We start from the raw sequence: 23,097 nt of genomic DNA, 5'->3' as shown, positions 1-23,097 counted from the left end.
CGCGATCTGGAGGGCGCCATGCATGCCAGCGCAGTCGAGAGGCAGACGGAAGGAACCGCCCGAGTGGCCGGTGTCTTCCTGGAGATGAACGCGATCGAGAAGTCCTTTCCCGGCGTGAAAGCGCTTCAAGGCGTCTCGTTCTCCGTTGCGCGCGGCGAGGTTCATGGGCTCGTCGGCGAGAACGGGGCGGGCAAGTCCACGCTGATGAAGATCTTGTCGGGGGCCTACCAGGCTGATTCCGGCACGCTCTCGCTGAACGGCGAGGTTGTCACGGCGCCGACGCCCGCGGCGATGATCGAGCGCGGTATCGCGGTGATCTACCAGGAATTCGCCCAGGCCGAGCATCTTTCGGTCGCCGAGAACATCTTCATGAACCGGCTGCCCCGCACCCGGTTCGGCGTGGTCGACTGGAGCCAGGCTTCCGTCCTCGCCGAGCGCGCGATGGATCGTCTCGGCTTCCGGATCGATCCGCGCCGTCCCGTGATGGACCTCAGTGTCGCCCAGCGGCAGATGGTCGAGATCGCGCGAGCGATCTCCTGGAATGCGCGGTTGATCGTGCTCGACGAGCCTTCGGCGGTGCTGGGCGACGCGGAACTGGAGAAGCTGTTCCGCACCATCCGGACCCTTCAGGCGGATGGCGTGGCGTTCATCTACATCTCGCATCGTCTGAAGGAGATCTTCGAGCTCTGCCAGAAGGCGACCGTGCTGCGTGACGGCAAGCTCGTCTCCAGCCGGCCGATTGCGGACTGGACGACCGACACCCTGATCCAGTCCATGGTTGGCCGCCCGATCGCCGACTATTTCCCGCGCCGGAATGCACGCCCTGGCGAAGAAGCACTCGGGGTGTCGGGCATGAGCCGTGGCAAGGCGCTGCGGGACATCAACCTTTCGCTGAGGAAGGGCGAGATCGTCGGCATCTGCGGCCTTGCGGGAGCCGGCCGTTCGGAGCTCCTTCGGGCGATCGTCGGCAAGGATCCGATCGATCGCGGCGAGATCCGGCTGCATGGCCGGAAGACGACGATCCCGTCTCCGCGACAGGCCATCGCCCTCGGCATCGGCTTCGCACCGGAGGACCGGAAGACGGAAGGCCTGTTCCTCTCCCAGTCCGTCAAGTTCAACATCACGATTTCCAAGCTCGGCCATTTCAGCAACGGCCTGAAGCTGAACCTTGCCCGGGAGCGCGCCTCGGTAGCGGACTATGTCCGCCGGCTGAGGGTCAAGACGCCGGAAGTCGAAACGGCGGTCGGAACGCTCTCCGGCGGCAACCAGCAGAAATGCGTCATCGCCAAGCAGCTCAACGCCCGGTGCGACGTGCTGCTGATCGACGAGCCGACGCGCGGCGTCGATGTCGGCGCGCGCAGGGAAATCTACGAACTTCTCGTGGACATGGTCGAGCGCGAGGGCGTCGCGGTCCTGATGGTCTCGTCCGAACTCACGGAAATCATCGGTATGTGCGACCGCATCCTTGTGATGCGGGAAGGAGAGATCTCGGCCGAGCTGCCTCGCGGCGCGTCCGAGGAAGAGATCATGAAGCACGCGACGCTCAACTAGAGAGCTTCCGGCCGGACGAACGGGTGCGGTCGATTAGAGCATAACCCGTTCAGATCGAACCGATCTGAACGGGTTATGCTCAAGCTTTTGAATCTGGAGCGATTTCTTGTCGATCTGATGATTCCATCAGATCGGAAAGCGCTCTAGCCGCGGCAGATCGGGACTTGAGCATCCTGTCGTTCGGGTCGGTCCGGTCCTGCGGACGGCTCCACAACGAAGACACCGCCGGACGAACAAGGAAGACGGCAAAGCGTGCGCAGGGGACTGCGCCGTTTCCGGACAATCGGGAGGACTTTCAATGGCGGCTCCGGACACTTTGGCAGGGACGGAAAGCAGAAGGCTGAAACTGGCCGTTCCAAAGGGCGCCGGCCTGATCTGGGTGTTCCTCGGCCTCTGTATTCTCGCGACTTTCCTGTCTCCGTCATTTCTGAACGCGGTGAACGTGACCAACGTGCTGCGGCAGGTGGCCCTGTTCGGCATCGTCAGCGTGGGCATGACGTTCGTCATTCTCACCAAAGGCATCGACCTTTCGGTCGGCTCCATCCTCGGCGTGTGCGCTGTTACGACCGCACTGCTGCTCGTCGACAACTGGCCGGTCGCTACGGTTGTTCCGGTCATCCTCGCCGTCGGCGTGGCAATGGGTGCGGTGAACGGGCTCGGCATCACGTTCGGCCGCATCCCGCCCTTCATCATGACGCTCGGCATGATGGTGATGGGACGCGGGCTGGCGCTGACGCTCGCAAATGGGCAGCCGGTCGGGCTAGGGCCCCGCGCCGCGGATTTCATGTGGCTCGGGCGCGGCGCCATGCTCGGCCTGCCGGTACCGGTCTGGATCTTCATCGCCGTCGCGGCCGTGGCGATCTACGTGCTGCGCTACACCGCCTTCGGCCGCCAAGTCTATGCCGTTGGCTCCAACGCGGAGGCGGCGCACCTCTCCGGCATCAATGTCGGTCTCGTCACCTTCAGCGTCTACGTGATCAGCGGCTTTCTCGCCAGCCTCACCGCCATCATCTTCGTGTCGCGGCTGACGGTCGGCGAGCCCACGGCGGGCACGGGCATCGAGCTCGAGGCCATCGCGATCACTGTGATCGGCGGAACCAGCCTTTTCGGCGGCGAAGGCGGAATCCTCGGCACCATCATCGGTGCCGGCATTCTAGCTGTCCTCGCTAATATCATGAATTTGCTTGGTATTTCTCCATTTACCCAGCAGATCGCCAAAGGCGCGATCATCGTCGGAGCGGTTCTCTACGAGATGCTCCGCAAGCACCGCACGCGGCACTGATCGCACCTCCCACACAAGAACAAACCCCAAAGGAGGATGACGCAATGAAAAGAAGAACCGTCCTGAAGACCGCACTCTTCGCAGGTATCGCCGTCATGCTGGCCGGCCCCGCATTGGCGCAGGAGAAGATCAAGATCGGCCTCAGCCAGGGCACCATGAACCACCCGTGGCGGGTGGCCATGGTGGAGGGCAACAAGGACTATGCGCAGAAAAATCTGCCCGATGTCGACCTGATCATCACCGATGGCCAGAATGACTCGTCCAAGCAGGTCGCCGACGTCGAGTCGCTGATGGCACAGGGCATCAAGGTGCTGATGATCAGCCCGCTGACCGCCGACGCCCTGACCCCGGTCGTCGCCGATGCCATGGCCGCCGGCATCAAGGTCGTGACGCTTGATCGCAAGGTGAACACCGACGTCACGGTCCACGTCGGCGCGGAGAACAAGCCCATCGGCGAGGCGGCCGGCAAGTTCATCGCCGAAAAGCTCGGCGGCAAGGGCAAGATCATCGAACTCCAGGGCACCGGCGGTGCCTCGGCCGTGGTCGACCGGCACCAGGGCTTCGTGGATGCCATCAAGGGCACCGATCTCGAAATCGTCGCGACCCAGAACTGCGACTTCCTGCGCGAGAATGCAGTGAAGTTCATGGAAGATCAGCTGCAGCGCTTCGGTCCCGGCGAGATCCAGGCCGTATACGCTCACAACGATGAGATGGCGCTCGGCGCGATCCAGGCGCTGGAAGCGGTCGGCCGCCTGAACGAGGTCGTGGTGGTCGGCATCGACGGCCAGAACAACGCCTTCGAGGCGATCAAGGCCGGCAAGCTCGCCGCCACCTTCACCTATCCGTTTGTGGCGCCCGAGGGCATCGAGATCGCCTACAAGGTCGCCAAGGGCGAGAAGGTCGATCCGGTCATCATCCTGCCCGGCAAGCAGGTGGATGCCTCCAACGTCGACCAGATGCTCGGCAAGGGCTTCTGACCGCGGCCGCGAAATGACGGGAGGCCTCCCGGTTTCGGGGGACTCCCGGTTCCTAGATCTCCGGTTCCAAGATCCCGGTTCCACGATCTCCGGTGTCAAGACATGTCGCCGGGCGAGGTTTCCGGGCGGCGTTCCTCTCCATGACAACGACAGGACAACACGATGCACGAGCGCCATTTCGAGCCGCGAGGCGTTATCCCGGCATGCCTGATGCCCTTCGATGCCGACCTCGCCATCGACGAAGCGGCCTATCGCGCACATCTCGAGGACATCGCGTCCGTCGCCGGGATCAGCGGCATCACCATCAACGGCCATGCTGCCGAGGTCCATGCGCTCACGATCGAGGAGCAGAAACGCGCCGTCGTCGTGACCAAGGACGTTCTCCAGTCCCGCGTGCCGACCATCGTCGGCATATGCACCGAGTCGAGCCTCGAAGCCGGCCGCCTCGCCTCCTATGCGCAGCGGGAAGGCGCAGACGGGCTTCTCGTGTTCCCGCCGGCTTTCATGACGCTCGGCGGGCACCTGCGGCCTGAGATGATCTACGAGCACCTTCGCCGCATTACCGACGCATCAGACCTTCCGATCATCCTGTTCCAGTTTCCTCTCGCCTCGCAGCTTTCCTATCCGCTCGACACGCTGCTTGAACTCTGCCGCCGCTTCCCGACCATCCGCGCGGTGAAGGACCAGATCGGCGACGGCAACCGGCACGAGCGCCAGATCCGGGAACTCCATGCGCTCGACAAGCCTGTCAACACGCTGACGACCCACAGCGCGTGGCTGCTGGGATCGCTGGCGATGGGCTGCGACGGCCTGCTCTCCGGCGCAGGCAGCGTGATCGCCGACCTGCAGCTGGCGCTGTTCAACGCTGTCCAGGCAGGCGATCTCAAGGCCGCGAGGGAAATCAACGACCGCATCTATCCGACCGTGCGAGCCTTCTACGACGCACCGCTGCTCGACATGCACAACCGCATGAAGGAGGCACTGGTGCTGCTGGGGCGCATGAAGAAAGCCCACGTTCGTCCGCCTCTGATGAAGCCGGGCGCCGCCGAGATCGAGAAGATCGGCCGCATGATGGAACTGGCGGGCCTGACGCCGGAGAACGTCTATCGTTTCGCCGCCTAGCGCGCAGCCGCTGGGCGGAAGATCGAACGAGCCGCCCGAGAGCGGGAAAAGAGGCGGCGGCATCAGAACTGGGGGCAGCGCGAAGGGCATGGAAATGAACGTCTCCGACATCGAACCCCGGCTGGTTCTTTCGCAGACGCCGCAGTCCGGTGTGCGGCTGCTGACGCTGAACCGGCCGGAGAAGCTCAACGCCCTGTCGAAGGCGCTGCTGCTGGAATTGCGGACCCACCTCGACACCGCGGCTGCCGACGATGCCATCGGCTGCGTGGTGCTCACAGGAAACGGGCGGGCGTTCGCCGCGGGCGCGGACATCTCCGACATGCTGGAGCGCGGCGTCGCCTCCTATGTCGATCTGGAGCGACTGGCGGTGTGGTCGGCGATAGAGGCGTTTCCGAAGCCGCTCGTGGCGGCGGTGAACGGCTACGCCCTTGGCGGCGGACTGGAACTGGCACTCCTGTGCGACATCATCATCGCCTCCAGCGCCGCCCGCTTCGCCACACCGGAAATCAAGATCGGCTCGTTCCCCGGCGACGGCGGCACGCAGAGGCTGCCGCGGCTCGTCGGCAAGTCGTTCGCCATGCAGATGGTGCTGACCGGCATGATGGTCGACGCCGAACTGGCGGAACGCAAGGGCATGATCTCGGAAGTCGTCGCACCCGAAACGCTCGTGACGCGGGCCACCGCGATCGCCGGGGAGATCGCGGGCATGTCGGTGGCGATCACGCCCTATGCGAAACGCGCCGTTAACGCCGCGTTCGAGTTGCCGCTCGCTGCCGGGCTCCTGGAAGAGCGGAGGCTGACTGTCGAAGCCTTCGCAACGGAAGACCGTGTGGAAGGGCTGCGCGCCTTCAAGGAAAAGCGCGCGCCTCGGTTCACTGGGAGATGAAATGATGGCCCGATCCAACTGGGACTATATCGTCGTCGGCGCCGGTTCTGCCGGATGCGCGCTCGCGAACCGGCTTTCGGCCGATGGTCGGACCCGGGTGCTCCTGCTCGAGGCAGGAAGCCGCGACTGGAACCCGATGATCCACATGCCGGGCGGCCTCGGAAAGCTGTTCGGTCCCGGAGTGAACTGGCGCTTCCACACGGTGCCGCAGAAGCATCTCGATAATCGCGAGATCTGGTATCCGCAGGGCAAGACCCTCGGCGGATCGAGCTCGATCAATGCGATGATCTACATCCGCTGCCAGAAGGAAGACTACGACAACTGGGCGGCTCTAGGGAACGACGGCTGGTCCTACGAGGACGTGCTGCCCTATTTCCGCCGGGCGGAGGACAACGACCGGCTGGCCGACCGCTATCACGGCCACGGCGGGCCGCTCTGGGTGTCCGATCAGGTCGGGCCGCACCCGGTCTCGCGAGCCTTCGTCAAGGCGGTGCAGCAATACGGGCTGCCCTACAATCCCGACTTCAACGGCGAGACGATGTACGGGGCCGGCCTCTACCAGGTGACATGCCGCAACGGCCGTCGCCGGTCGGCGGCCGTCTCGTACCTGCGGCCGATCCGGGACCGCACGAACCTCACGGCAGAGACCCATGCGCGGGTGACGCGGCTCGTGATCGAGAATGGTCGCGCGATCGGGGTGGAACTCGCCGAGGGCACGTCGAAGCGCATCGTCCGGGCAGATGCGGAGGTGATCGTCTCGGCGGGTGCGCTCAATTCCCCGCGGCTCCTGATGCTGTCCGGCATCGGCGATGCGGATGAGCTGAAGTCCGTCGGCATCGCACCGATCCATCATCTTCCGGGTGTCGGGAAGAACCTCCAGGACCATCTCTGCACCAACGTCCATGTGCAGACCAGGGACCGCATCACCTATGACGGCCACGACCGCTTCCCGCGCTCCGTGCTGCACGGCCTGCAATGGCTGCTCTATCGCACGGGGCCGGTGTCGTCGGTGATCGTCGAGGGCGGCGGCTTCTTCCAGACCGAAGGCGAGAGCACGCCGAACCTCCAGATCCACATCGCCCCGGCGACGGTGGTGCGCGGCGGGCAGTCGCGGATCGAGGGGCACGGCTTCACCGTGAACTCGACCTTCCTCCGGCCGCGCAGCCGTGGCTCGATCCGGCTGCGGTCGGCAGACCCGGCCGATGAGCCGCTGATCGACCCGAATTATCTCGCCGATCCCTACGACCGTGCGATGGCGCTGCGGTCGGTGCGCATCATCCGTGAGGTGTTGAGGCAGGATGCCATCGCACCGTTGATCGCTCACGAGCGCCTGCCCGGCGATGGCGCCGTCACGGATGAGCAGATCATGGCCTATGTCCGCCAGTACGCCTGCTGCGACTACCATCCAGTTGGAACCTGCAAGATGGGATCCGACGACCAGGCGGTGGTGGATCCCGAACTGAAGGTACGCGGCCTCACGGCACTGCGCGTGATCGATTCTTCGATCATGCCGGTGCTGACGAGCGGCAACACCAACGCGCCGACCATCATGATCGGCGAGAAGGGCGCGGACATGATCCTCGGCCGCGCCGCGATATCGCGCAGCAGGCCGAGCCTCGTCCGCTCCGCCTGAGGCCGTTCGGCCGGGGTCGCGTCCGGCCGAGGCCCGGCGGTGCAATCTGATTCACTCAAGGAGAACACCTATGGAGCATGTGACCGCGTTCGCGGCCGTTCCGGAGACGGTGAGGGCATTCGGCTTCTTCATCGACGGCACCTGGCGCGATGCCGCCGAGCGGGAGACGATGGTCCGGCGAAGCCCGGCATTCGGCCGGGATGTCACGTCCGTCGCGCTCTGCACCCGCGCCGACGTCGACGAGGCGGTGGCCGCCGCCCGCAAGGCCTTCAGGGCACGCTCCTGGGCAGGCATCGGCGGCGCGGACCGGGCGGCGGTGCTGCTCGGCGTTGCCCGCATCATTCGCCAGCGTGCGGAGGAACTTGCGTTCTGGGAGACACTGGAGACCGGCAAGCCGATCTCGCAGTCGCGCGCGGAAATCGCCGACGCAGCCGGTCATTACGAATATTGCGCCGGGATCGCGCAGTCGCTGAGCGGCGAGGCCTTCAACACCCACGGCGACGACATGTTCGGCGTCGTCACCCGCGAGCCGGTCGGTGTCGTCGGTCTGATCAATCCGTGGAACTTTCCCTTCATCGTTCTCGCCGAGCGGCTGCCCTACATCCTCGCCTCCGGCAACTCGGTCGTGGTAAAGCCGTCCGAGATGACCTCGGCGACCACGCTGATGTTCGCCGACTTGCTGAAGGAGGCCGGGCTGCCAGACGGCGTCTACAACGTCGTGACGGGCACGGGTCCGGTCGTCGGGCAGGCCATCGCGGAACATCGCGACGTCGACATGATCTCGTTCACCGGATCGACCCGCACCGGCGAAGCGGTGCTTAAGGCGAGCGCGAGCAATTTCAAGAAGGCGAGCCTCGAACTCGGCGGCAAGAATCCGCAGATCGTGTTCGCCGATGCCGATCTCGACGACGCGGCCGACGGCGTCGCGTTCGGGCTCTGCTTCAACGCCGGCCAATGCTGCGTCAGCGGCAGCCGGCTGATCGTCGAGGAGACGGTGGCGGAGAGATTCCAGGCCCTCGTGCTCGACAAGCTCTCGCGGATCAGGATCGGCGACTGCCTGGACCCGGAGACGCAACTCGGCGCCATCGTCTCCGACCAGCAGTGCGAGAAGATCCTCGGCTACGTGAAGCTCGGCGAGGAGGAGGGTGCGACGGTCGCCTGCGGTGGCAACACGGTGGCGGTCTCGGGCGGGCGCTTCATCGCGCCGACGCTCCTCACCGGCGTGCGCAACGACATGCGGGTAGCGCGGGAGGAAATCTTCGGGCCGGTGCTTTGCATGATCACCTTCTCGACAGCCGGGGAGGCGCTGGAGATCGCAAATGACTCGCCCTACGGCCTCGGTGCCAGCATCTGGACGAAGGACATCGACAAAGCGCTGCGCGCCATGCGCGGCGTCCAGGCCGGACGGACCTGGGTGAACACCACGATCGCCGGCGGCCCCGGGCAACCCGTTGGCGGCTTCAAGCAATCGGGGATCGGCCGGGAAGGCGGCCGGATGGGTGTCGAGGAATACACGGAGGTTAAATCCGTCCACATCGCCATCGGCAAGCGGAAGCACTGGGTGACATAACGCGCGGGCCCGGGCGCCTGCGATAAGGACAGGCGCCCGGCCCTGCCTCACGCTCTTCATCCATGGCGACGCCCTGGAAACCAGCGGTGAGAGAGGGTCCGGTGGATATCGCGTTCCAGATGTTGATTTTGATTTCGTTTTAGACGCTATATCTAGGCGTCACGGTCCTTCGGACATGGTCCGAAGGCTAAGAGGGAATCCGGTGGGTCCGCAGAGCGGACGATGCCGGAGCTGCCCCCGCAACTGTAAGCGGTGAGCCAACCGTCCATTTTGCGTCACTGAAGCCCGTGCGCTTCGGGAAGGCCGGACGGAAGCGACGACCCGCGAGCCAGGAGACCTGCCGTGACCTGAAGTTGCAACGTCCTCGGGCGGGGTGTCCCGGTGGATCGCTTGGATTGCGATCGCCGCGGCACGCGCCCGCGGCAGCGCGTCTTTGTGCATCCGCTCGGCCTTTGCCCCCATAGAATGGGGTTTGAAGCCGATGTCGCTCATCGTCGAAACCATCCGGCCGGAAGTCGGGGCCGGGAATAGAACGCCGGCCAGTTCCGGGCCGCACGGCGCGGAACCGGCCTTTCAGGTCATTCGTCGCAACGGCGCCGTGACGCCGTTCGATGCCTCCAAGATCACCGTCGCCCTCACCAAGGCCTTCCTCGCGGTCGAAGGCAACACCGCTGCCGCCTCGCGACGGGTCCACGACATCGTGGAAGACCTGACGGCGCAAATCGTTGCCAGCCTGACCCGTCGCTCCGGCACCGGGCGCACCTTCCATATCGAAGACATCCAGGATCAGGTGGAACTCGGGCTGATGCGCTGCGGACACCACAAGGTCGCCCGTGCCTATGTGCTCTACCGCGAGGAACGCGCGCGGGAGCGCTCAGCTGTCCGCGCCGCCTCGGCCACGGCCGCGCCTGCACTTCGAACGAGAAACGCGGACGGGACGCTTTCACCACTCGACGAGGGGCGGCTCGGCGAACTGGTCCGCGAGGCTGCGGACGGGCTCGAAGGCGTCGACGTCGTGACGATTCTCGCCGAAACCCGCCGCAACCTCTATGACGGCATCGGCGAGGATGAACTCGCGCTCGCCCCGATTCTTGCCGCCCGCACGCTGATCGAGACGGAGCCGAACTACGCCGCGGCGAGTGCCCGGCTCCTAAACGACCGCCTGCGGCGCGAAGCGCTCACGTTCCTGAGCGGCCGACCGGACCAAGCGACCCAGGCGGAGATGTCCGTCCGCTACGCGGATTATTTTCACGCCTATCTCCGGCGCGGCATCGTTGCGGAACAGATCGACCCAGAGCTCGGCCGGTTCGATCTCGCCCGTCTCGCCGCGGCGCTGAAGCCCGAGCGCGATCTCAAGTTCGATTATCTCGGCCTGCAGACCCTTTATGACCGGTATTTCCTGCATGTCGGCGGCACACGCTTCGAACTGCCTCAGGCGTTCTTCATGCGCGTCGCGATGGGGCTTGCGCTCAGGGAGATCGACCGCGAGGCCCGCGCGATCGAGTTCTACGATCTCCTGTCGTCGTTCCGCTTCATGGCCTCGACGCCGACGCTCTTCAATGCCGGCACGCTCAGGCCCCAGCTTTCCTCCTGCTTTCTGACCACGGTGCCGGACGATCTTGACGGCATCTTCAAGTCGATCAAGGACAACGCCCTTCTCGCCAAATATTCCGGCGGGCTCGGCAACGACTGGACGCGGGTGCGGGGGCTCGGCGCCCACATCAAGGGCACCAACGGCGAGAGCCAGGGCGTCGTGCCGTTCCTGAAGGTGGCGAACGACACTGCCATCGCCGTCAACCAGGGTGGCAAGCGCAAGGGCGCCGTCTGCGCCTACCTCGAAACATGGCACATCGACGTCGAGGAATTCCTCGACCTGAGGAAGAACACCGGCGACGACCGGCGTCGCACCCACGACATGAACACCGCGAACTGGGTGCCGGACCTGTTCATGGAACGGGTGGAATCGGATGGGGTGTGGACCCTGTTCTCGCCCGACGAGGTGCCGGATCTGCACGACCTCTACGGCCCGGCCTTCAAGACGGCCTACGAAACCTACGAGGCGAAGGCGGCACGGGGCGAGATCAAGGTCTTCCGGCAGGTGCGCGCAGTCGATCTGTGGCGGCGGATGCTGACCATGCTGTTCGAGACCGGCCACCCCTGGATCACGTTCAAGGACCCCTGCAATATCCGGTCGCCTCAGGGCCACGCGGGCGTGGTGCATTCCTCAAACCTCTGCACCGAGATCACGCTCAACACCTCCGACGATGAGGTGGCGGTGTGCAATCTCGGCTCGGTCAACCTGCTCGCCCACGTCTCGGGCGGCGGCCTCGATCGCGAAATGCTCGCGGCGACGGTCCGCACGGCGATGCGGATGCTCGACAATGTCGTCGACATCAATTTCTACACCATCCCCGAGGCGCGGCGTTCCAACCTGCGGCATCGGCCTGTGGGCCTCGGCATCATGGGTTTTCAGGATGCGCTGCAACGCCTCCGGATCGCCTACGCCTCGGAGGAGGCGGTGCGATTTGCGGACGAGAGCATGGAAGCGATCAGCTTCCATGCCATTTCGGGCTCGGTCGATCTTGCTGCCGAACGGGGGCGTTATCCGAGCTTCGAGGGCTCGCTATGGTCCCGCGGCATCCTGCCGATCGATAGCCTCGAGCGGCTTGCCGAGGCCCGCGGCGGCCTCGATCTCGACCGCTCAGCCACCCTCGACTGGGGGGGCCTGCGAGCGCGTGTGATCGCGACCGGCATGCGCAATTCGAACTGCATGGCGATCGCACCGACGGCGACGATCTCCAATATCTGCGGCGTGTCCCAGTCGATCGAGCCTGCCTACCAGAACCTGTTCGTCAAATCGAACATGTCCGGCGACTTCACAGTGGTGAATGCGGCGCTGGTTCGCGACCTGAAGGCGCGCGGGCTGTGGGACGAGGTGATGGTCTCCGACCTCAAGTATTACGACGGCAGCGTGGGGAGCATCGACCGGATCCCGGACGACCTGAAGGCGCTCTACGCCACGGCGTTCGAGATCGAGCCGCAGTGGCTGATCGAGGCCGCCGCGCGCCGTCAGAAGTGGATCGACCAGGCGCAGTCGCTCAACCTTTACGTCGCCAATCCCTCCGGCCGGAAGCTCGACGAGACCTATCGCCTCGCGTGGAGGTGCGGCCTGAAGACGACCTACTATCTGAGATCCCGTTCGGCGACGCACGTCGAGAAGTCGACGCTCAAAGGCGTCGATGGCCGGCTCAACGCCGTCGCGGCGGGCGTTCACGCCTCATCGGCCGGGCCGATCGTGGTGCCGGAGGAGGCGAGGGCGCTCGCCTGCGCCCTCGACGATCCCACCTGCGAGGCCTGCCAGTGAGTCCGAACGGAGGAGACATCAACATGCTCGACTGGTCAGACACCATCGTCGCACCCAATTCCGGCCGTGCAGTCCATCCCGCCTTCGGTCGCGCAGGCGCATATCCCGCCGACACGTGCACCGAGGTCACCGGGCTCGGCGTGATCGAACGCGGCGCCGCCCGCGTGACCGTCGACGAGAAGCGCATGATCAACGCGCGTGCCGACGTGAACCAGATCCTGCCGCTCAAGTACAAATGGGCCTGGGAGAAATATCTCGCCGGCTGCAACAACCACTGGATGCCGACGGAGGTTTCCATGCAGGCCGACATCGCGCTCTGGAAGGCGCGAGACGGCCTGACCGAGGACGAACGGCGCATGGTGAAGCGCAATCTCGGCTTCTTCGCCGCGTCCGAAAGCCTTGTCGCCAACAACATCGTGCTGGCGATCTATCGCCACCTGACCAACCCCGAGTGCCGGCAATATCTGCTGCGTCAGGCGTTCGAGGAGGCGGTGCACACCCACACCTTCCAGTACATCGTCGAAAGCTTGGGCCTCGACGAGGGCGAACTGTTCAACATGTACCGGGAGGTGCCCTCCATCACCGACAAGGCGGCGTGGGCGCTGAATTACACCCGGCATCTCGACGATCCGGCCTTCAAGACAGGAACGCCGGACGCCGACCAGGACTTCCTGCGTGATCTGGTGGCGTTCTATGTCGTTTTCGAGGGGATGTGGTTCTATACCGGCTTCGCGCAGATCCTGTCGCTTGGCCGGCGCAACAAGATGGTCGGCATCGCCGAGCAGTACCAGTACATCCTGCGCGATGAATCGATTCACCTGAATTTCGGCATCGACGTCATCAACCAGATCAAGGCGGAGAATCCGCACCTCTGGACCAGGACATTTCAGGACGAAATCCGCGGCATGCTCAAAGACGCGGCGGACCTTGAGGCGGCCTATGGGCGCGATACCATGCCGAGGGGGTTCCTCGGTCTCAATGCGGCGTCCTGCGAGGACTATATGCACTTCATCGCCAACCGCCGATGCGCCCAGCTCGGCCTTTCGCCGGTGTTCGCCGAGGCCGGCAACCCGTTCCCCTGGATGAGCGAGGCGATGGACCTGAAGAAGGAGAAGAACTTCTTCGAGACGCGCGTCATCGAGTATCAGAGCGGCGGAGCGCTCGCCTGGGATTGAGCGCGACGGGCTGAACACGAAACGAAAGAGGCGCCGTCGCTTGCGTGACGGCGCCTCGATGATCTCGCGACGGGGCGGGTCGGAACCGGTTCAGATCAGGCCGGTCAGAAGGCCGACGCCGGCCACCGCGACCATGCCGCCGGCGAAGCGCACGGCAGCGGGGCTGTAGCGGTCGCCGAAGCGAGCGATCAGGTAGCCGAGGCCGAGGCCGGCGATATGGAGCGCCGCCGTCGCCAGCATGAAGCCGAGGCCGTAGGCGATGCCACCGGCATTCTCCGGCATTTCGACGCCGTGGGCATGGCCGTGGAAGATGGCAAAGAAGCCGACGAGCGCCATCGCCACCGCAGTCGGCGCCTTGACGCCGAGGGCAACGACCGCCCCGAGCACGATGACCGAAAGCGCGATGCCGAGTTCCACGAACGGAACGGCGATGCCGAACACGCCGAGCGCGCCACCGAAGGCCATCACCACCACGAAGGTGAGAGGAACCAGCCACAGGGCGCGACCGCCGATCTGGTAGGCGAGAATGCCGACCGTGACCATCGCCAGGATGTGGTCGAGCCCTGTCACCGGATGTTCCATGCCGTGCAGGAAGCCGCTGGTGTCGCCGACGCCGGTATGAGCTGACGCGATCGAGGGCAGGACGGCAAAGGCAGCCGCCAGGGCTGCCAGCGCCGGGATGCGATGTTTCATAGGTCACCCCCTGTTCTTGTTGAAGGTGATATCTGACTACGCATGGTCGGTATGATCAAGACGAAAGTTCATCATACCGGCGGGTCCTGCCGGCAGGAACTTCGGTGCCATTGAGTGCCCTGATGGGTGTAGGCCAATTCATCCCATTAATTGGGTTGGGGTGCACCGGCATCGGGACGGATCTGCGGGAGGACGTTTCTCCGTCGTTGCGCCATCAGGGCGATGGCGAACGGCCGAATACCGGAACCTGCATCCTGCGGGCGCCGGCATCGCCGTCCTCGCCCTCATCGACAAGCGTGATCAGGACGTTGTAGGCGCCGTTGATGTCGGCGCTGAGGGCGGCGGCCGCGCGATCCGGGTCGCGTGTCCGCAATCCCTCGAACATCTCCGAGTGCTGGTGATTGGCGATGCGGAAGTTTCCGGTCTCGCGCAGCAGATGGAAGTAGGGGCTGATCTGGAGCCAGAGATTCTCGATGATCGTCAGCAGGATCGGCGATCCGGCATTCCGGTAGAACAGGAAGTGGAAGTCGTAGTTCGCCCGGATGTAGTGCCGCGCGTCTCCCGTCTTCTCCGCCTCCTGCAGTCGCTGGTAGGCCTGGGTGAGTGTTTCGATCAGTGTCGGTGCCTGCCGTTCCGTCGCCCATCTGACGGCTGTCGTCTCCACTTCGAGGCGGACTTGCCGCAGGTCGTCCAGGCGGGCCCGGGTGAGCTTGGGGATGCCGATCGTCCGCCCCGAGACGACGGTCAGCACCCCCGCGCCGGTGAGCTTCGTCAGGGCTTCCCGAACCGGCATCGGGCTGACCCCGAACGCCTCCGCCAGATGGGCCACGGTGATTGACTGGCCCGGCGCGATTCCACCTTCGAGGATCAGTTCGTACAGGCGGCGGAACACGCCTTCCTGCAGCGTCTGTTTGTGAAGCGGAACGACGTGTTCGCGAAGGTCGGACATCGAGGGCTCCCGGCGCAACTCCTGCTCGCACAATAGCGCACCGCATGGGGGACTTGAAGGCCGGTTTGATTTTTGATCTAATATCAAAACGACGGTGCCCGACAGATGGCGCCGCGTCTGGGAGGACGACAATGAGGACGATTGCCCGTTTGGGGTTGGCGACGCTGTGCGCGTTCGCCAGCGCGGTTGTGCCGGCCGCGGCGAAGGACAAGGTTTTCCTGTCCATGAGCTATATCGGCAACGACTGGCAGGCCGAGGCCGCCAACATGGTCAAGGCCATGGCCGCTTCGAAGGAGCTGCGTGACAAGATCGACCTGGAAGTGCAGGTCGCCGGTCCCAACGCCCAGCGCCAGATCCAGCAGATCAACGCCATGGTGCAGGCCGGGGCGAAGGCGATCGTGGTCTATCCGATCTCCCCCACCGCGCTGAATCAGGTGGTGAAGAACGCCTGCTCCAAAGGCGTGAAGATCGTCGCCTACGATGCCGAGATCACCGAGCCGTGCGCCTATAACGTCACCATCGACCAGGCCGAGGCCGGACGGCGCACCGCGGAATGGCTCGTCGACAAGCTCGGCGGGAAGGGCAACGTCGTGCTCATCACCGGCGTGCCGGGCACATCGGTCGATACCGCGCGCACCGCCGCCGCCAAGGAAGTGTTCTCCAAGCATCCCGACATCAAGATCGTCGGCGAGGCTGTCGGCATGTGGAGCCAGGCGGTCGCCCGCACCGAGCTCTCCAAGCTGCTCGCGACCCGCGGCTGGAAGGACATCGATGGTCTGTGGATGCAGGTCGGCTGCTACACCGCCAACTCCATGCAGATCGAGGCGGGCGCCACCCCTGCGGAACTCAAGCCGTGCGCCGGTGAGGGCTCGAACGGCGGCCGCGTGCAGATGCTGAAGGAGGGTACCGAGGTCGAGGGGGCCGACGGCACCTACAAGCCGATGGGTGCGCCGCGCATCTCCTACGCTTCGCCGCCCTATTCGGGCGCCTACGCGCTGAAGCTCGCTTCAGAGCTGATCGCCGGCAAAGACGCGCCGCACCACACCACGCTGCCGTTGCCGATCGTGACCAACGAAACGGTCAAGCTCTGCGAGACCGGCAGCTGGGAAGAGATGAAGGCCGGCTGCAACGTGTTCAAGCCGTCTATCGTGCCGAACCCCGGCTGGTTCGCCTCGATCTTCTCCGAGCAGCTGCCCGAAGTCGGTCTCAACGCGGCGCTGGTCGGCCAGCCCGAGAACTGAGTCCGGCTCAACGCGCGAACACGACCGCTGCGATGGCGGGACCGTGCCCGGGCCTCAGGTCCCGGGCACGATCTCCCTTGGACCGGACGAGTGCTCCGCTCTCTTTCGGCCGGACGGGCGCCGCGCCGCTGAACCGACCCCGACCGTGAAAGGTCCGGTGCGTCGCGCTCCGCCGGAACAGGCGCGCCGGCCGTTCCCCTGTGCCGGTTCGCCGGCTTCCATCCTCCAGACGGAGTGAAGGTCGTGAACCAGTCGCATCCGCCTCCCGCCGTCGCCTTAGCTGGCGTGTCGAAGTCGTTCGGTGCGACGAAGGCGGTGAGCGAGGTCAGCTTCGCCGTACGCCCCGGCACCGTCCACGCGCTGCTCGGCGAGAACGGCGCCGGCAAGTCGACCACGATGAAGCTGCTTTCCGGCCTCATCGAACCCGATGCCGGGTCGATCTCCATTGATGGCCGCGTGGTGCGCCTCAGGTCCGCGCGCGATGCCCACCGCGCCGGCATCCAGACCGCCTTTCAGGAATTGACGCTCGTCCGCGATCTCAGCGTCCTCGACAACATGCTGATCCCCGCCGCCCCGGCGAGCCTGATCGGCACGCTGCGTCGCCGGCGGGTGGCCGAGGAAGTCGCCGCGCATTTCGAGCGGCTCGGCATCAGGGTCGATCTCCACGTCGAGGCCGGACGCCTCGATCTGGCCCAGCGCCAGAAAATCGAGATCGCCCGCGCGCTCTACCGCAAGCCGCGCATCCTGTTGCTCGACGAGCCGACCTCGGCGCTCGCCGGCTCCGATGTGGACTGGCTCGGAGACCTGATCGCCGATGCACGCGCCCACGGCGTCACCGTGCTGTTCATTTCCCACCGCATGCCCGAGGTGCGCGCCTTCTGCGAGGACATGACCATCCTGCGCAACGGCCGCCACGTCGCGTCCGGCCGCGTCGGCGATTTCTCGGACGCCGAAGTGGTGGAGATGATCATCGGCCGCTCCCTCGACCAGACGTTCCCGCCGCGGCGCGCCGGCGGTGAGGCGGACCGGCCGGCGCCTGTGCTCGAGACGCGGGGCCTTTGCGCCGGCGCCAAACTGCGCGATGTCGACCTGGCGCTGCGCCCGGGCGAAATCCTCGGCGTCGCCGGCCTGCAGGGCATGGGGCAGAAGGAACTGTTCTCCGCCTGCTTCGGTGCCGTGCCCGTGAAGGCGGGCGAGATCCGTGTCGACGGCAAGCCGGTGCATCTTTCCTCGCCCGCCGATGCGCTGCATCCCTCCCTGCGCATCGGCTTTGTGCCGGAGGACCGCAAGACCGAGGGCCTGTTCCTCAAGCTCGATGGCACCACCAACGCCAGCCTGCCGGTGATCTCCCGCTTCCGCCGCAAGGGCCTTCCGGGTTTCGGCTTCATCGACCGCGCCGCCGAGCGCGAGGAGACCGACCGTGTGTTCGCCGTGCTCGATGTCGCCGCCGTGGCCGCCTTCAAGGAGGCGGGGGCGTTCTCGGGCGGCAACCAGCAGAAGATCGCAGTCGCGAAGTGGCTGGTCGCCCAGAGCCGCATCCTGCTCCTGTTCGATCCGACGCGCGGGATCGACGTCGGCACCAAGCACCAGCTCTACGAATTGATCCGCGCCTTCGCCGACGCTGGTGGTGCGGTGCTGTTCCATTCCACGGAAATCCCCGAGCTCGTGCACCTCAGCGACCGCGTCGTCGTTCTCTACGAGGGCCGCGTCACCGCGCGGCTGGAGGCTGACGCCCTCGACGAGCGCACCATCATGGCCACCGTTCTCGGTGGCGACGTCCGCTCCGGGGAAGGAGCCATCGCATGAGCGCAAGCCTGTCCAGTCCCGCCGGATCCGTGGCGTCGCGCAGCATGTCCGCGGCGCCACCTGTGGCCCGATCCTCGGCGACGCGCCGCTGGTTCGGCCGCAACCGCGCGCCCCTTGTCGCGCTCGCCGTGTTCGCAGTTCTGTTCATGGTGGTCGATGCGCTGAGCCCCGGGCCGCTGTCCTATTTCGACATTTCGTTCCAGGCCTCCGGCGCAACGCCGCTGGCACTCGCGGCGATGGGCCAGACTCTCGTCGTGCTGTCCGGCGGCTTCGACCTTTCGGCCGGCGCGGTGATCTCGCTCGTGAACGCCGTGCTCGCCACCTCGATGAACCCGGCGCAGCCGGAAGCATCGGTGCTGCTCTGGACGCTCGTTGGCATCGGCGTCGGCATGGGGGTAGGGGCCTTCAACGGCTTCTTCGTCGCCTTCATCCGGCTCCAGCCGATCGTGGTGACGCTCTCGACCATGTTCATCGTTCAGGGGGCCACGCTTCTCGTGATGGAGCAGCCCGGCGGTTTCATCGCGCCCTCGCTCGGCGAGGTCTATATGGGCGATGCCATTGCCTCGATTCTGCCGATGTCGCTGGTGCTTCTCGGCCTCGCCGCCCTGTTCTGGACATGGCTGAAGAAGACGTCGTTCGGCGTCGCGCTCTATGCCTCCGGCAGCGATCCCGCTGCTGCGACGGCGGTAGGGTTGAGCGTGCCGTGGGTGCGTTTCACCACCTATGTGCTCGCGGGCGGCTTCTACGGCATGGCCGGGGTGTTCGTCAGCGCCCAGACCGGATCTGGTGATCCGCTCGTCGGCAACTCGCTACTGCTGTCGATGTTCGCGGCGGTCGTCATCGGCGGCACCCGCCTCGGCGGCGGCAAGGGCGGGCTCGTCGGCACCATCTTCGGCGCCTTCGTGCTGATGATCGTGGTCAACATCCTGCTCGCGCTCAATGTCTCCGCCTATTACGCGACCATCGCGGAAGGCGGGGTCCTGCTCGCTGCGGTGCTCGTCGGCTCCTTCAGCCGCGAGTCGGTGCTCAGCGACCAATTGCGCCGCCTCGGTGGCCTTCTCGCCGCGCGCCGGGCGGGCACCCACGTGAGCCAGCGTCCTGCGGGCGACCGCCGTCTCGTGTTCGCCTCGGCGAAGCCCGGTGCGCCGCGCGCTGCGCCCTCCTTCCTGGAACGCCACGGTCGCGAGCTGCGCTTCGCGCTCCCGGCCTATGCCTGCCTTGTCGTCGTGCTGATCGCGACCGAGTTCGTCCTCGGCAACGCGCTGCTCAACTGGGGCTTCTGGAACGCGCTGTTCGTGCTTTCCACCTTCCTCGTCATTCTGGCGCTCGGCCAGGGCTCGGTGATCCTCACCGGCGGGCTCGATCTCTCGGTGCCGTGGACCATCGGCCTGTCTGGCATCCTGCTCGCCGGTCTCGTGCAGGGTTCCGACGCCGCGCTGATCTACGCGGTTCCCGCCGTGTTCGCGGTGGCCGCGCTGATCGGTCTCCTCAACGGCCTCGGCGTCGTGGCGCTCGGCCTCTCGCCCATCGTGGTGACGCTGGCGGCGAACGGCATCCTGCAGGGTGTGGCGCTGCTCTATTCCGGCGGCACGCCCGCCGGCTTCGCCTCGCCGGCGCTGCGGTGGCTCATGACCGGCAAGCTCGCCGGCGTGACGCCCGTTCTCGTGCTGCTCGCCGTCTTCCTGGTCATCGGCACCGTCCTGCTCGGGCGCACGGCGTTCGGCCGCCGGGTCTACGCCATCGGCAACTCCATGGAGGCGGCACGGCTGTCCGGCGTCCGCACCGGCCGGGTGGTGATCGGCGTCTATATCCTGTCGGCGCTGTGCGCGGCCCTCGTCGGCATGCTGCTCACCGGGTTCTCCGGCCAGGCAAGCCTCGGCATGGGCGACGACTACCTGCTTCCCTCCATCGCCGTCGTCGTGGTCGGCGGCGGGCTGATCACCGGCGGGCGCGGTCATTTTCTCGGCATGGTGGGCGGTGCACTGCTGCTCACGGCCCTGCAGACCCTGCTTGCCGGCACGACCCTTCCCTATGCCTTCCGCGCCATTCTGTTCGGCTGCGTCGTGCTCGCCGCCGTCATCGCGCTGCGTGAAAAGAGGAGCTGAGCCAATGTCTCCCACATCCTTCGTCGGCGGCCTGCAAGGGCAGCGCGTCGTCATAACCGCCGGGGCCGGCGGGATCGGCCTCGCCATCGCCCGCCTCCTGCATGCGCAGGGCGCCCGGTTGGCGGTTTGCGACGTCGCCGATGCGGCGCTAGAGGCCGTCAGCGCCGAACTGCCGGGCATCCTCGCGGTCAAGGCCGACGTCTCCGACGAACGCGACGTCGAGGCGTTCTTTGCGGCCGCTCTTGAGGCGCTCGGCGGGCTCGACGCGCTGATCAACAATGCCGGCATCGCCGGTCCGACGGGCGCGGTCGAGGACCTCGATCCCGCCGCGTGGCGGCGCTGCATCGATATTGGCCTCACCGGCCAGTTCCTCTGCGCACGCCAGGCCGTGCCGCATATCAAGCGCGCGGGCGGTGGCTCGGTGGTCAACATGTCGTCGTCGGCAGGCCGGCACGGCTATGCCTACCGCACGCCCTACGCTGCCGCGAAGTGGGGCGTGATCGGCCTCACCCAGTCCCTCGCCAAAGAACTCGGCCCCCACAATATCCGCGTCAACGCCATCCTGCCCGGCATCGTCGCCGGGCCGCGCATGGAAGGCGTCATCCGCGACCGCGCCGCTCAGGTGGGCGTCTCCTACGAGGAGATGGAGCACCGCTACCTCGAAAAAGTATCGCTGCGACGCATGGTGACGATGGAGGATGTCGCCGCCTCCGTCGCCTTCCTGCTGTCCGACGCCGGGCGCAATCTCTCGGCGCTTTCCCTCAATGTCGACGGCAACGTGGAGACGCTGTGATGAGCGAAGGATCGAAAAGGGTCGCCATCGTCGGCGCCGGTCTGGTTGGCCGCGCCTGGGCCATCACGTTCGCCCGCGCCGGCTGTGCCGTGCGGCTCTGGGATCCCGGCAAGGGGGCGGCCGAGGGCGCGCTCGCCTTCGTCGGGTCAGTCGCCGAGGATCTCGCCCGCAATGATCTCCTGAATGGGCGCACGCCGGACGAACTGCTGGCAGCGATGACCCCGTGCGCCGATCTCGCGGACGCGCTCGATGGTGCGGACTGGGTGCAGGAATCCGGGCCGGAGAACATCGAGGGCAAGCGCGAGAGTTTCGCCCGCATCGATGCGCTTGCACCGCCAAGCGCCGTGCTGGCCTCGTCGAGTTCGGCTCTGCTGCCCTCCGCCATTTTCGAGGCAGTCCCAGGTCGCGCGCGCGGCATCGTCGCCCACCCCATCAATCCGCCCTACCTCGTGCCGGCGGTTGAAGTGGTGCCGTCGCAATGGACCACCCCGGAGGTGATGGATCGCGCTGTCGCTTTCCTGCGCGCTGCCGGACAGGTTCCGCTGCGCATGGAGAAGGAAATCGCCGGCTTCATCATGAACCGGATGCAGGGTGCGCTGATGGAAGAGGCATTCCGCCTCGTCGCCGGCGGCTATGCGAGCGCGGAGGACATCGACCGCAGCATAGCCGATGGCCTCGCTCTGCGCTGGAGCTTCATGGGGCCCTTCGAGACCATCGATCTCAACGCACCGGGCGGCGTCGCCGACTACGTGGCGCGCTACCAGCCGATGTACGAGGACATGTTCGAGAGCATGTGCACGCGCGTCGACTGGAGGACGGTCACCGCGAGCGCGATCGAGCCCTCTCGCCGCGCTGCCGTGGCGACCGAGGCGCTGCCCGAGCGCCAGCGCTGGCGCGATCGCCGGCTGATGGCCCTCGTCGCCCAGAAACGCCGCGCCGACCGCGATATCGGCCGCTGAAACCCCGTTCCATGGAAACGCCAATGTCCGCCACCGCCGCCCAGAGCCTTTCCGGCCAGAGCCTTTCCGGCAAGGTCATCATCACCTGCGCCTGCACCGGCGCCATCCACACCCCGACCATGTCGCCCTACCTGCCGATCACCCCGGAGCAGATCGCCGCCGATGCGCTTGGTGCCGCCGAGGCCGGAGCGGCGATCCTTCACCTGCACGCCCGCAACCCGGAGAACGGCAAGCCGGACCAGACACCGGAGGCGTTCGCCCGCTTCCTGCCGACGGTCAAGCAGGGGACCAACGCGGTGATCAACATCACCACCGGCGGCAGCCCCTACATGAAGGTCGAGGAGCGCGTGCTGCCGGCCGCGACCTTCAAACCCGAAGTCGCCTCGCTCAACATGGGCTCGATCAATTTCGGCCTCTACCATCTCGTGCAGAAATACGACCGGTTCAAATTCGATTGGGAAAAGCCGCATCTCGAAGCCACGAAGGATCTCGTCTTCCGCAATTCCTTCAAGGACATCGAGTACATTCTTGAGACCTGCTACGACAACGGCACCCGCTTCGAGTTCGAATGCTACGACATCGCTCATCTCTATAATCTCGCGCACTTCGCCGACCGCGGCCTCGTGAAGCCGCCCTTCTTCGTCCAGTCCGTGTTCGGGCTGCTCGGCGGTATCGGCACCCATCCCGAGGACGTGATGCACATGAAGCGCACCGCGGACCGCCTGTTCGGCGACCAGTTCCGCTGGTCGGTGCTAGGCGCCGGTGCGAGCCAGCTTCGCATCGCCACCATGTCGGCGGCGATGGGCGGCAATGTGCGCGTCGGGCTTGAGGACTCGCTCTGGGCCGGCAAGGGCAAGCTCGCCACGTCCAGCGCCGACCAGGTGCGGATGGCGCGGCAGGTGATCGAGGGGCTCGGCCTTCAGGTCGCGACCCCGGACGAGGCTCGCGCCATCCTGTCCCTCAAGGGCGGCGATCAGGTGAATTTCTGACC

General features: G+C 65.9%; 17 protein-coding genes and 1 riboswitch. Of the genes, 15 read left to right on the top strand and 2 right to left on the bottom strand.

The features are described 5' to 3' along the window. The first annotated feature begins 18 nt into the window (after window positions 1-18). The 9 genes from BUF17_RS11970 to BUF17_RS11930 all read left to right on the top strand — a co-directional run bounded on the left by BUF17_RS11970 (window position 19) and on the right by BUF17_RS11930 (window position 13,560). Entirely contained in the window at window positions 19-1,551 is a 1,533-nt protein-coding gene (locus tag BUF17_RS11970; RefSeq protein ID WP_073628886.1) for a sugar ABC transporter ATP-binding protein, read from the top strand. Between the two features lie 298 nt (window positions 1,552-1,849). Beyond that, the gene (locus BUF17_RS11965; protein WP_073628884.1) at window positions 1,850-2,833 is read left to right on the top strand and encodes an ABC transporter permease; all 984 of its coding nucleotides are present in this window, start codon (window positions 1,850-1,852) and stop codon (window positions 2,831-2,833) included. 44 nt (window positions 2,834-2,877) lie between these two features. Continuing rightward, window positions 2,878-3,810 carry a substrate-binding domain-containing protein gene (locus BUF17_RS11960; RefSeq protein ID WP_073628882.1) on the top strand — a complete coding sequence of 311 codons (933 nt, stop codon included), beginning with the start codon at window positions 2,878-2,880 and terminating at the stop codon, window positions 3,808-3,810. 162 nt (window positions 3,811-3,972) lie between these two features. After that, window positions 3,973-4,932, top strand: a complete 960-nt coding sequence (locus BUF17_RS11955; RefSeq protein WP_073628880.1) for a dihydrodipicolinate synthase family protein — start codon at window positions 3,973-3,975, stop codon at window positions 4,930-4,932. Window positions 4,933-5,026: 94 nt separating this feature from the next. After that, complete coding sequence (locus BUF17_RS11950) at window positions 5,027-5,818, top strand: enoyl-CoA hydratase-related protein (protein ID WP_073629304.1); 792 nt, start codon at window positions 5,027-5,029, stop codon at window positions 5,816-5,818. 4 nt (window positions 5,819-5,822) lie between these two features. Further along, the gene (locus BUF17_RS11945) at window positions 5,823-7,451 is read left to right on the top strand and encodes a GMC family oxidoreductase (protein WP_073629302.1); all 1,629 of its coding nucleotides are present in this window, start codon (window positions 5,823-5,825) and stop codon (window positions 7,449-7,451) included. 70 nt (window positions 7,452-7,521) lie between these two features. Further along, on the top strand, window positions 7,522-9,021 hold the full coding sequence (locus tag BUF17_RS11940) for an aldehyde dehydrogenase family protein (RefSeq protein WP_073628878.1): 1,500 nt from the start codon (window positions 7,522-7,524) through the stop codon (window positions 9,019-9,021). A gap of 145 nt (window positions 9,022-9,166) precedes the next feature. Further along, a riboswitch (cobalamin riboswitch) is annotated at window positions 9,167-9,380 on the top strand. Between the two features lie 122 nt (window positions 9,381-9,502). Further along, the gene (locus tag BUF17_RS11935) at window positions 9,503-12,385 is read left to right on the top strand and encodes a ribonucleoside-diphosphate reductase subunit alpha (RefSeq protein ID WP_073628876.1); all 2,883 of its coding nucleotides are present in this window, start codon (window positions 9,503-9,505) and stop codon (window positions 12,383-12,385) included. A gap of 23 nt (window positions 12,386-12,408) precedes the next feature. Continuing rightward, complete coding sequence (locus BUF17_RS11930) at window positions 12,409-13,560, top strand: ribonucleotide-diphosphate reductase subunit beta (RefSeq protein WP_073628874.1); 1,152 nt, start codon at window positions 12,409-12,411, stop codon at window positions 13,558-13,560. A 90-nt stretch (window positions 13,561-13,650) separates the two neighbouring features. On the opposite strand, the gene BUF17_RS11925 is transcribed toward BUF17_RS11930, so the two are convergent. Continuing rightward, window positions 13,651-14,253: a HupE/UreJ family protein gene (locus BUF17_RS11925; RefSeq protein ID WP_073628872.1), complete on the bottom strand. Its 603-nt coding sequence runs from the start codon at window positions 14,251-14,253 to the stop codon at window positions 13,651-13,653. Window positions 14,254-14,467: 214 nt separating this feature from the next. Next, window positions 14,468-15,202 (bottom strand): GntR family transcriptional regulator, encoded by a 735-nt coding sequence (locus tag BUF17_RS11920; protein WP_073628870.1) that lies wholly within the window; start codon window positions 15,200-15,202, stop codon window positions 14,468-14,470. Between the two features lie 131 nt (window positions 15,203-15,333). Here BUF17_RS11920 and BUF17_RS11915 point away from each other — a divergent pair, with 131 nt between their 5' ends. From BUF17_RS11915 to kce, 6 genes are all read left to right on the top strand, one after another. Continuing rightward, window positions 15,334-16,443, top strand: a complete 1,110-nt coding sequence (locus tag BUF17_RS11915; RefSeq protein WP_073628868.1) for a sugar ABC transporter substrate-binding protein — start codon at window positions 15,334-15,336, stop codon at window positions 16,441-16,443. A gap of 243 nt (window positions 16,444-16,686) precedes the next feature. Beyond that, window positions 16,687-18,249: a sugar ABC transporter ATP-binding protein gene (locus BUF17_RS11910; protein ID WP_073628866.1), complete on the top strand. Its 1,563-nt coding sequence runs from the start codon at window positions 16,687-16,689 to the stop codon at window positions 18,247-18,249. Then, window positions 18,246-20,354, top strand: coding sequence for an ABC transporter permease (locus BUF17_RS11905; RefSeq protein ID WP_073628864.1), 2,109 nt, complete (start codon window positions 18,246-18,248; stop codon window positions 20,352-20,354). The genes BUF17_RS11910 and BUF17_RS11905 overlap by 4 nt, the downstream gene beginning before the upstream one ends. A gap of 4 nt (window positions 20,355-20,358) precedes the next feature. After that, on the top strand, window positions 20,359-21,147 hold the full coding sequence (locus BUF17_RS11900; protein WP_073628862.1) for an SDR family oxidoreductase: 789 nt from the start codon (window positions 20,359-20,361) through the stop codon (window positions 21,145-21,147). Then, window positions 21,147-22,106: a 3-hydroxyacyl-CoA dehydrogenase gene (locus BUF17_RS11895; RefSeq protein WP_073628860.1), complete on the top strand. Its 960-nt coding sequence runs from the start codon at window positions 21,147-21,149 to the stop codon at window positions 22,104-22,106. Before BUF17_RS11900 ends, BUF17_RS11895 begins: the two co-directional genes overlap by 1 nt. Window positions 22,107-22,129: 23 nt before the next feature. After that, window positions 22,130-23,095 carry a 3,5-dioxohexanoate:acetyl-CoA acetone transferase gene (gene kce / locus BUF17_RS11890; protein WP_073628858.1) on the top strand — a complete coding sequence of 322 codons (966 nt, stop codon included), beginning with the start codon at window positions 22,130-22,132 and terminating at the stop codon, window positions 23,093-23,095. The last annotated feature ends 2 nt before the right edge of the window (window positions 23,096-23,097 follow it).

This window comes from Pseudoxanthobacter soli DSM 19599 (assembly GCF_900148505.1).
GTDB classification, from domain to species: domain Bacteria; phylum Pseudomonadota; class Alphaproteobacteria; order Rhizobiales; family Segnochrobactraceae; genus Pseudoxanthobacter; species Pseudoxanthobacter soli.
Note: the sequence above shows the minus strand (reverse complement) of the source record. Positions and strands in the feature narration are given on the sequence as shown.

Bases quoted from the DNA above. Each gene is read 5' to 3' on its own strand.
- BUF17_RS11935 (WP_073628876.1), top strand. From the start codon at position 9,503: ATGTCGCTCATCGTCGAAACCATCCGGCCGGAAGTCGGGGCCGGGAAT.
- kce (WP_073628858.1), top strand. From the start codon at position 22,130: ATGTCCGCCACCGCCGCCCAGAGCCTTTCCGGCCAGAGCCTTTCCGGC.
- BUF17_RS11945 (WP_073629302.1), top strand. From the start codon at position 5,823: ATGGCCCGATCCAACTGGGACTATATCGTCGTCGGCGCCGGTTCTGCC.
- BUF17_RS11940 (WP_073628878.1), top strand. From the start codon at position 7,522: ATGGAGCATGTGACCGCGTTCGCGGCCGTTCCGGAGACGGTGAGGGCA.
- BUF17_RS11930 (WP_073628874.1), top strand. From the start codon at position 12,409: ATGCTCGACTGGTCAGACACCATCGTCGCACCCAATTCCGGCCGTGCA.
- BUF17_RS11905 (WP_073628864.1), top strand. From the start codon at position 18,246: ATGAGCGCAAGCCTGTCCAGTCCCGCCGGATCCGTGGCGTCGCGCAGC.
- BUF17_RS11915 (WP_073628868.1), top strand. From the start codon at position 15,334: ATGAGGACGATTGCCCGTTTGGGGTTGGCGACGCTGTGCGCGTTCGCC.
- BUF17_RS11950 (WP_073629304.1), top strand. From the start codon at position 5,027: ATGAACGTCTCCGACATCGAACCCCGGCTGGTTCTTTCGCAGACGCCG.
- BUF17_RS11970 (WP_073628886.1), top strand. From the start codon at position 19: ATGCATGCCAGCGCAGTCGAGAGGCAGACGGAAGGAACCGCCCGAGTG.
- BUF17_RS11960 (WP_073628882.1), top strand. From the start codon at position 2,878: ATGAAAAGAAGAACCGTCCTGAAGACCGCACTCTTCGCAGGTATCGCC.
- BUF17_RS11900 (WP_073628862.1), top strand. From the start codon at position 20,359: ATGTCTCCCACATCCTTCGTCGGCGGCCTGCAAGGGCAGCGCGTCGTC.
- BUF17_RS11920 (WP_073628870.1), bottom strand. From the start codon at position 15,202: ATGTCCGACCTTCGCGAACACGTCGTTCCGCTTCACAAACAGACGCTG.
- BUF17_RS11965 (WP_073628884.1), top strand. From the start codon at position 1,850: ATGGCGGCTCCGGACACTTTGGCAGGGACGGAAAGCAGAAGGCTGAAA.
- BUF17_RS11955 (WP_073628880.1), top strand. From the start codon at position 3,973: ATGCACGAGCGCCATTTCGAGCCGCGAGGCGTTATCCCGGCATGCCTG.
- BUF17_RS11925 (WP_073628872.1), bottom strand. From the start codon at position 14,253: ATGAAACATCGCATCCCGGCGCTGGCAGCCCTGGCGGCTGCCTTTGCC.
- BUF17_RS11895 (WP_073628860.1), top strand. From the start codon at position 21,147: ATGAGCGAAGGATCGAAAAGGGTCGCCATCGTCGGCGCCGGTCTGGTT.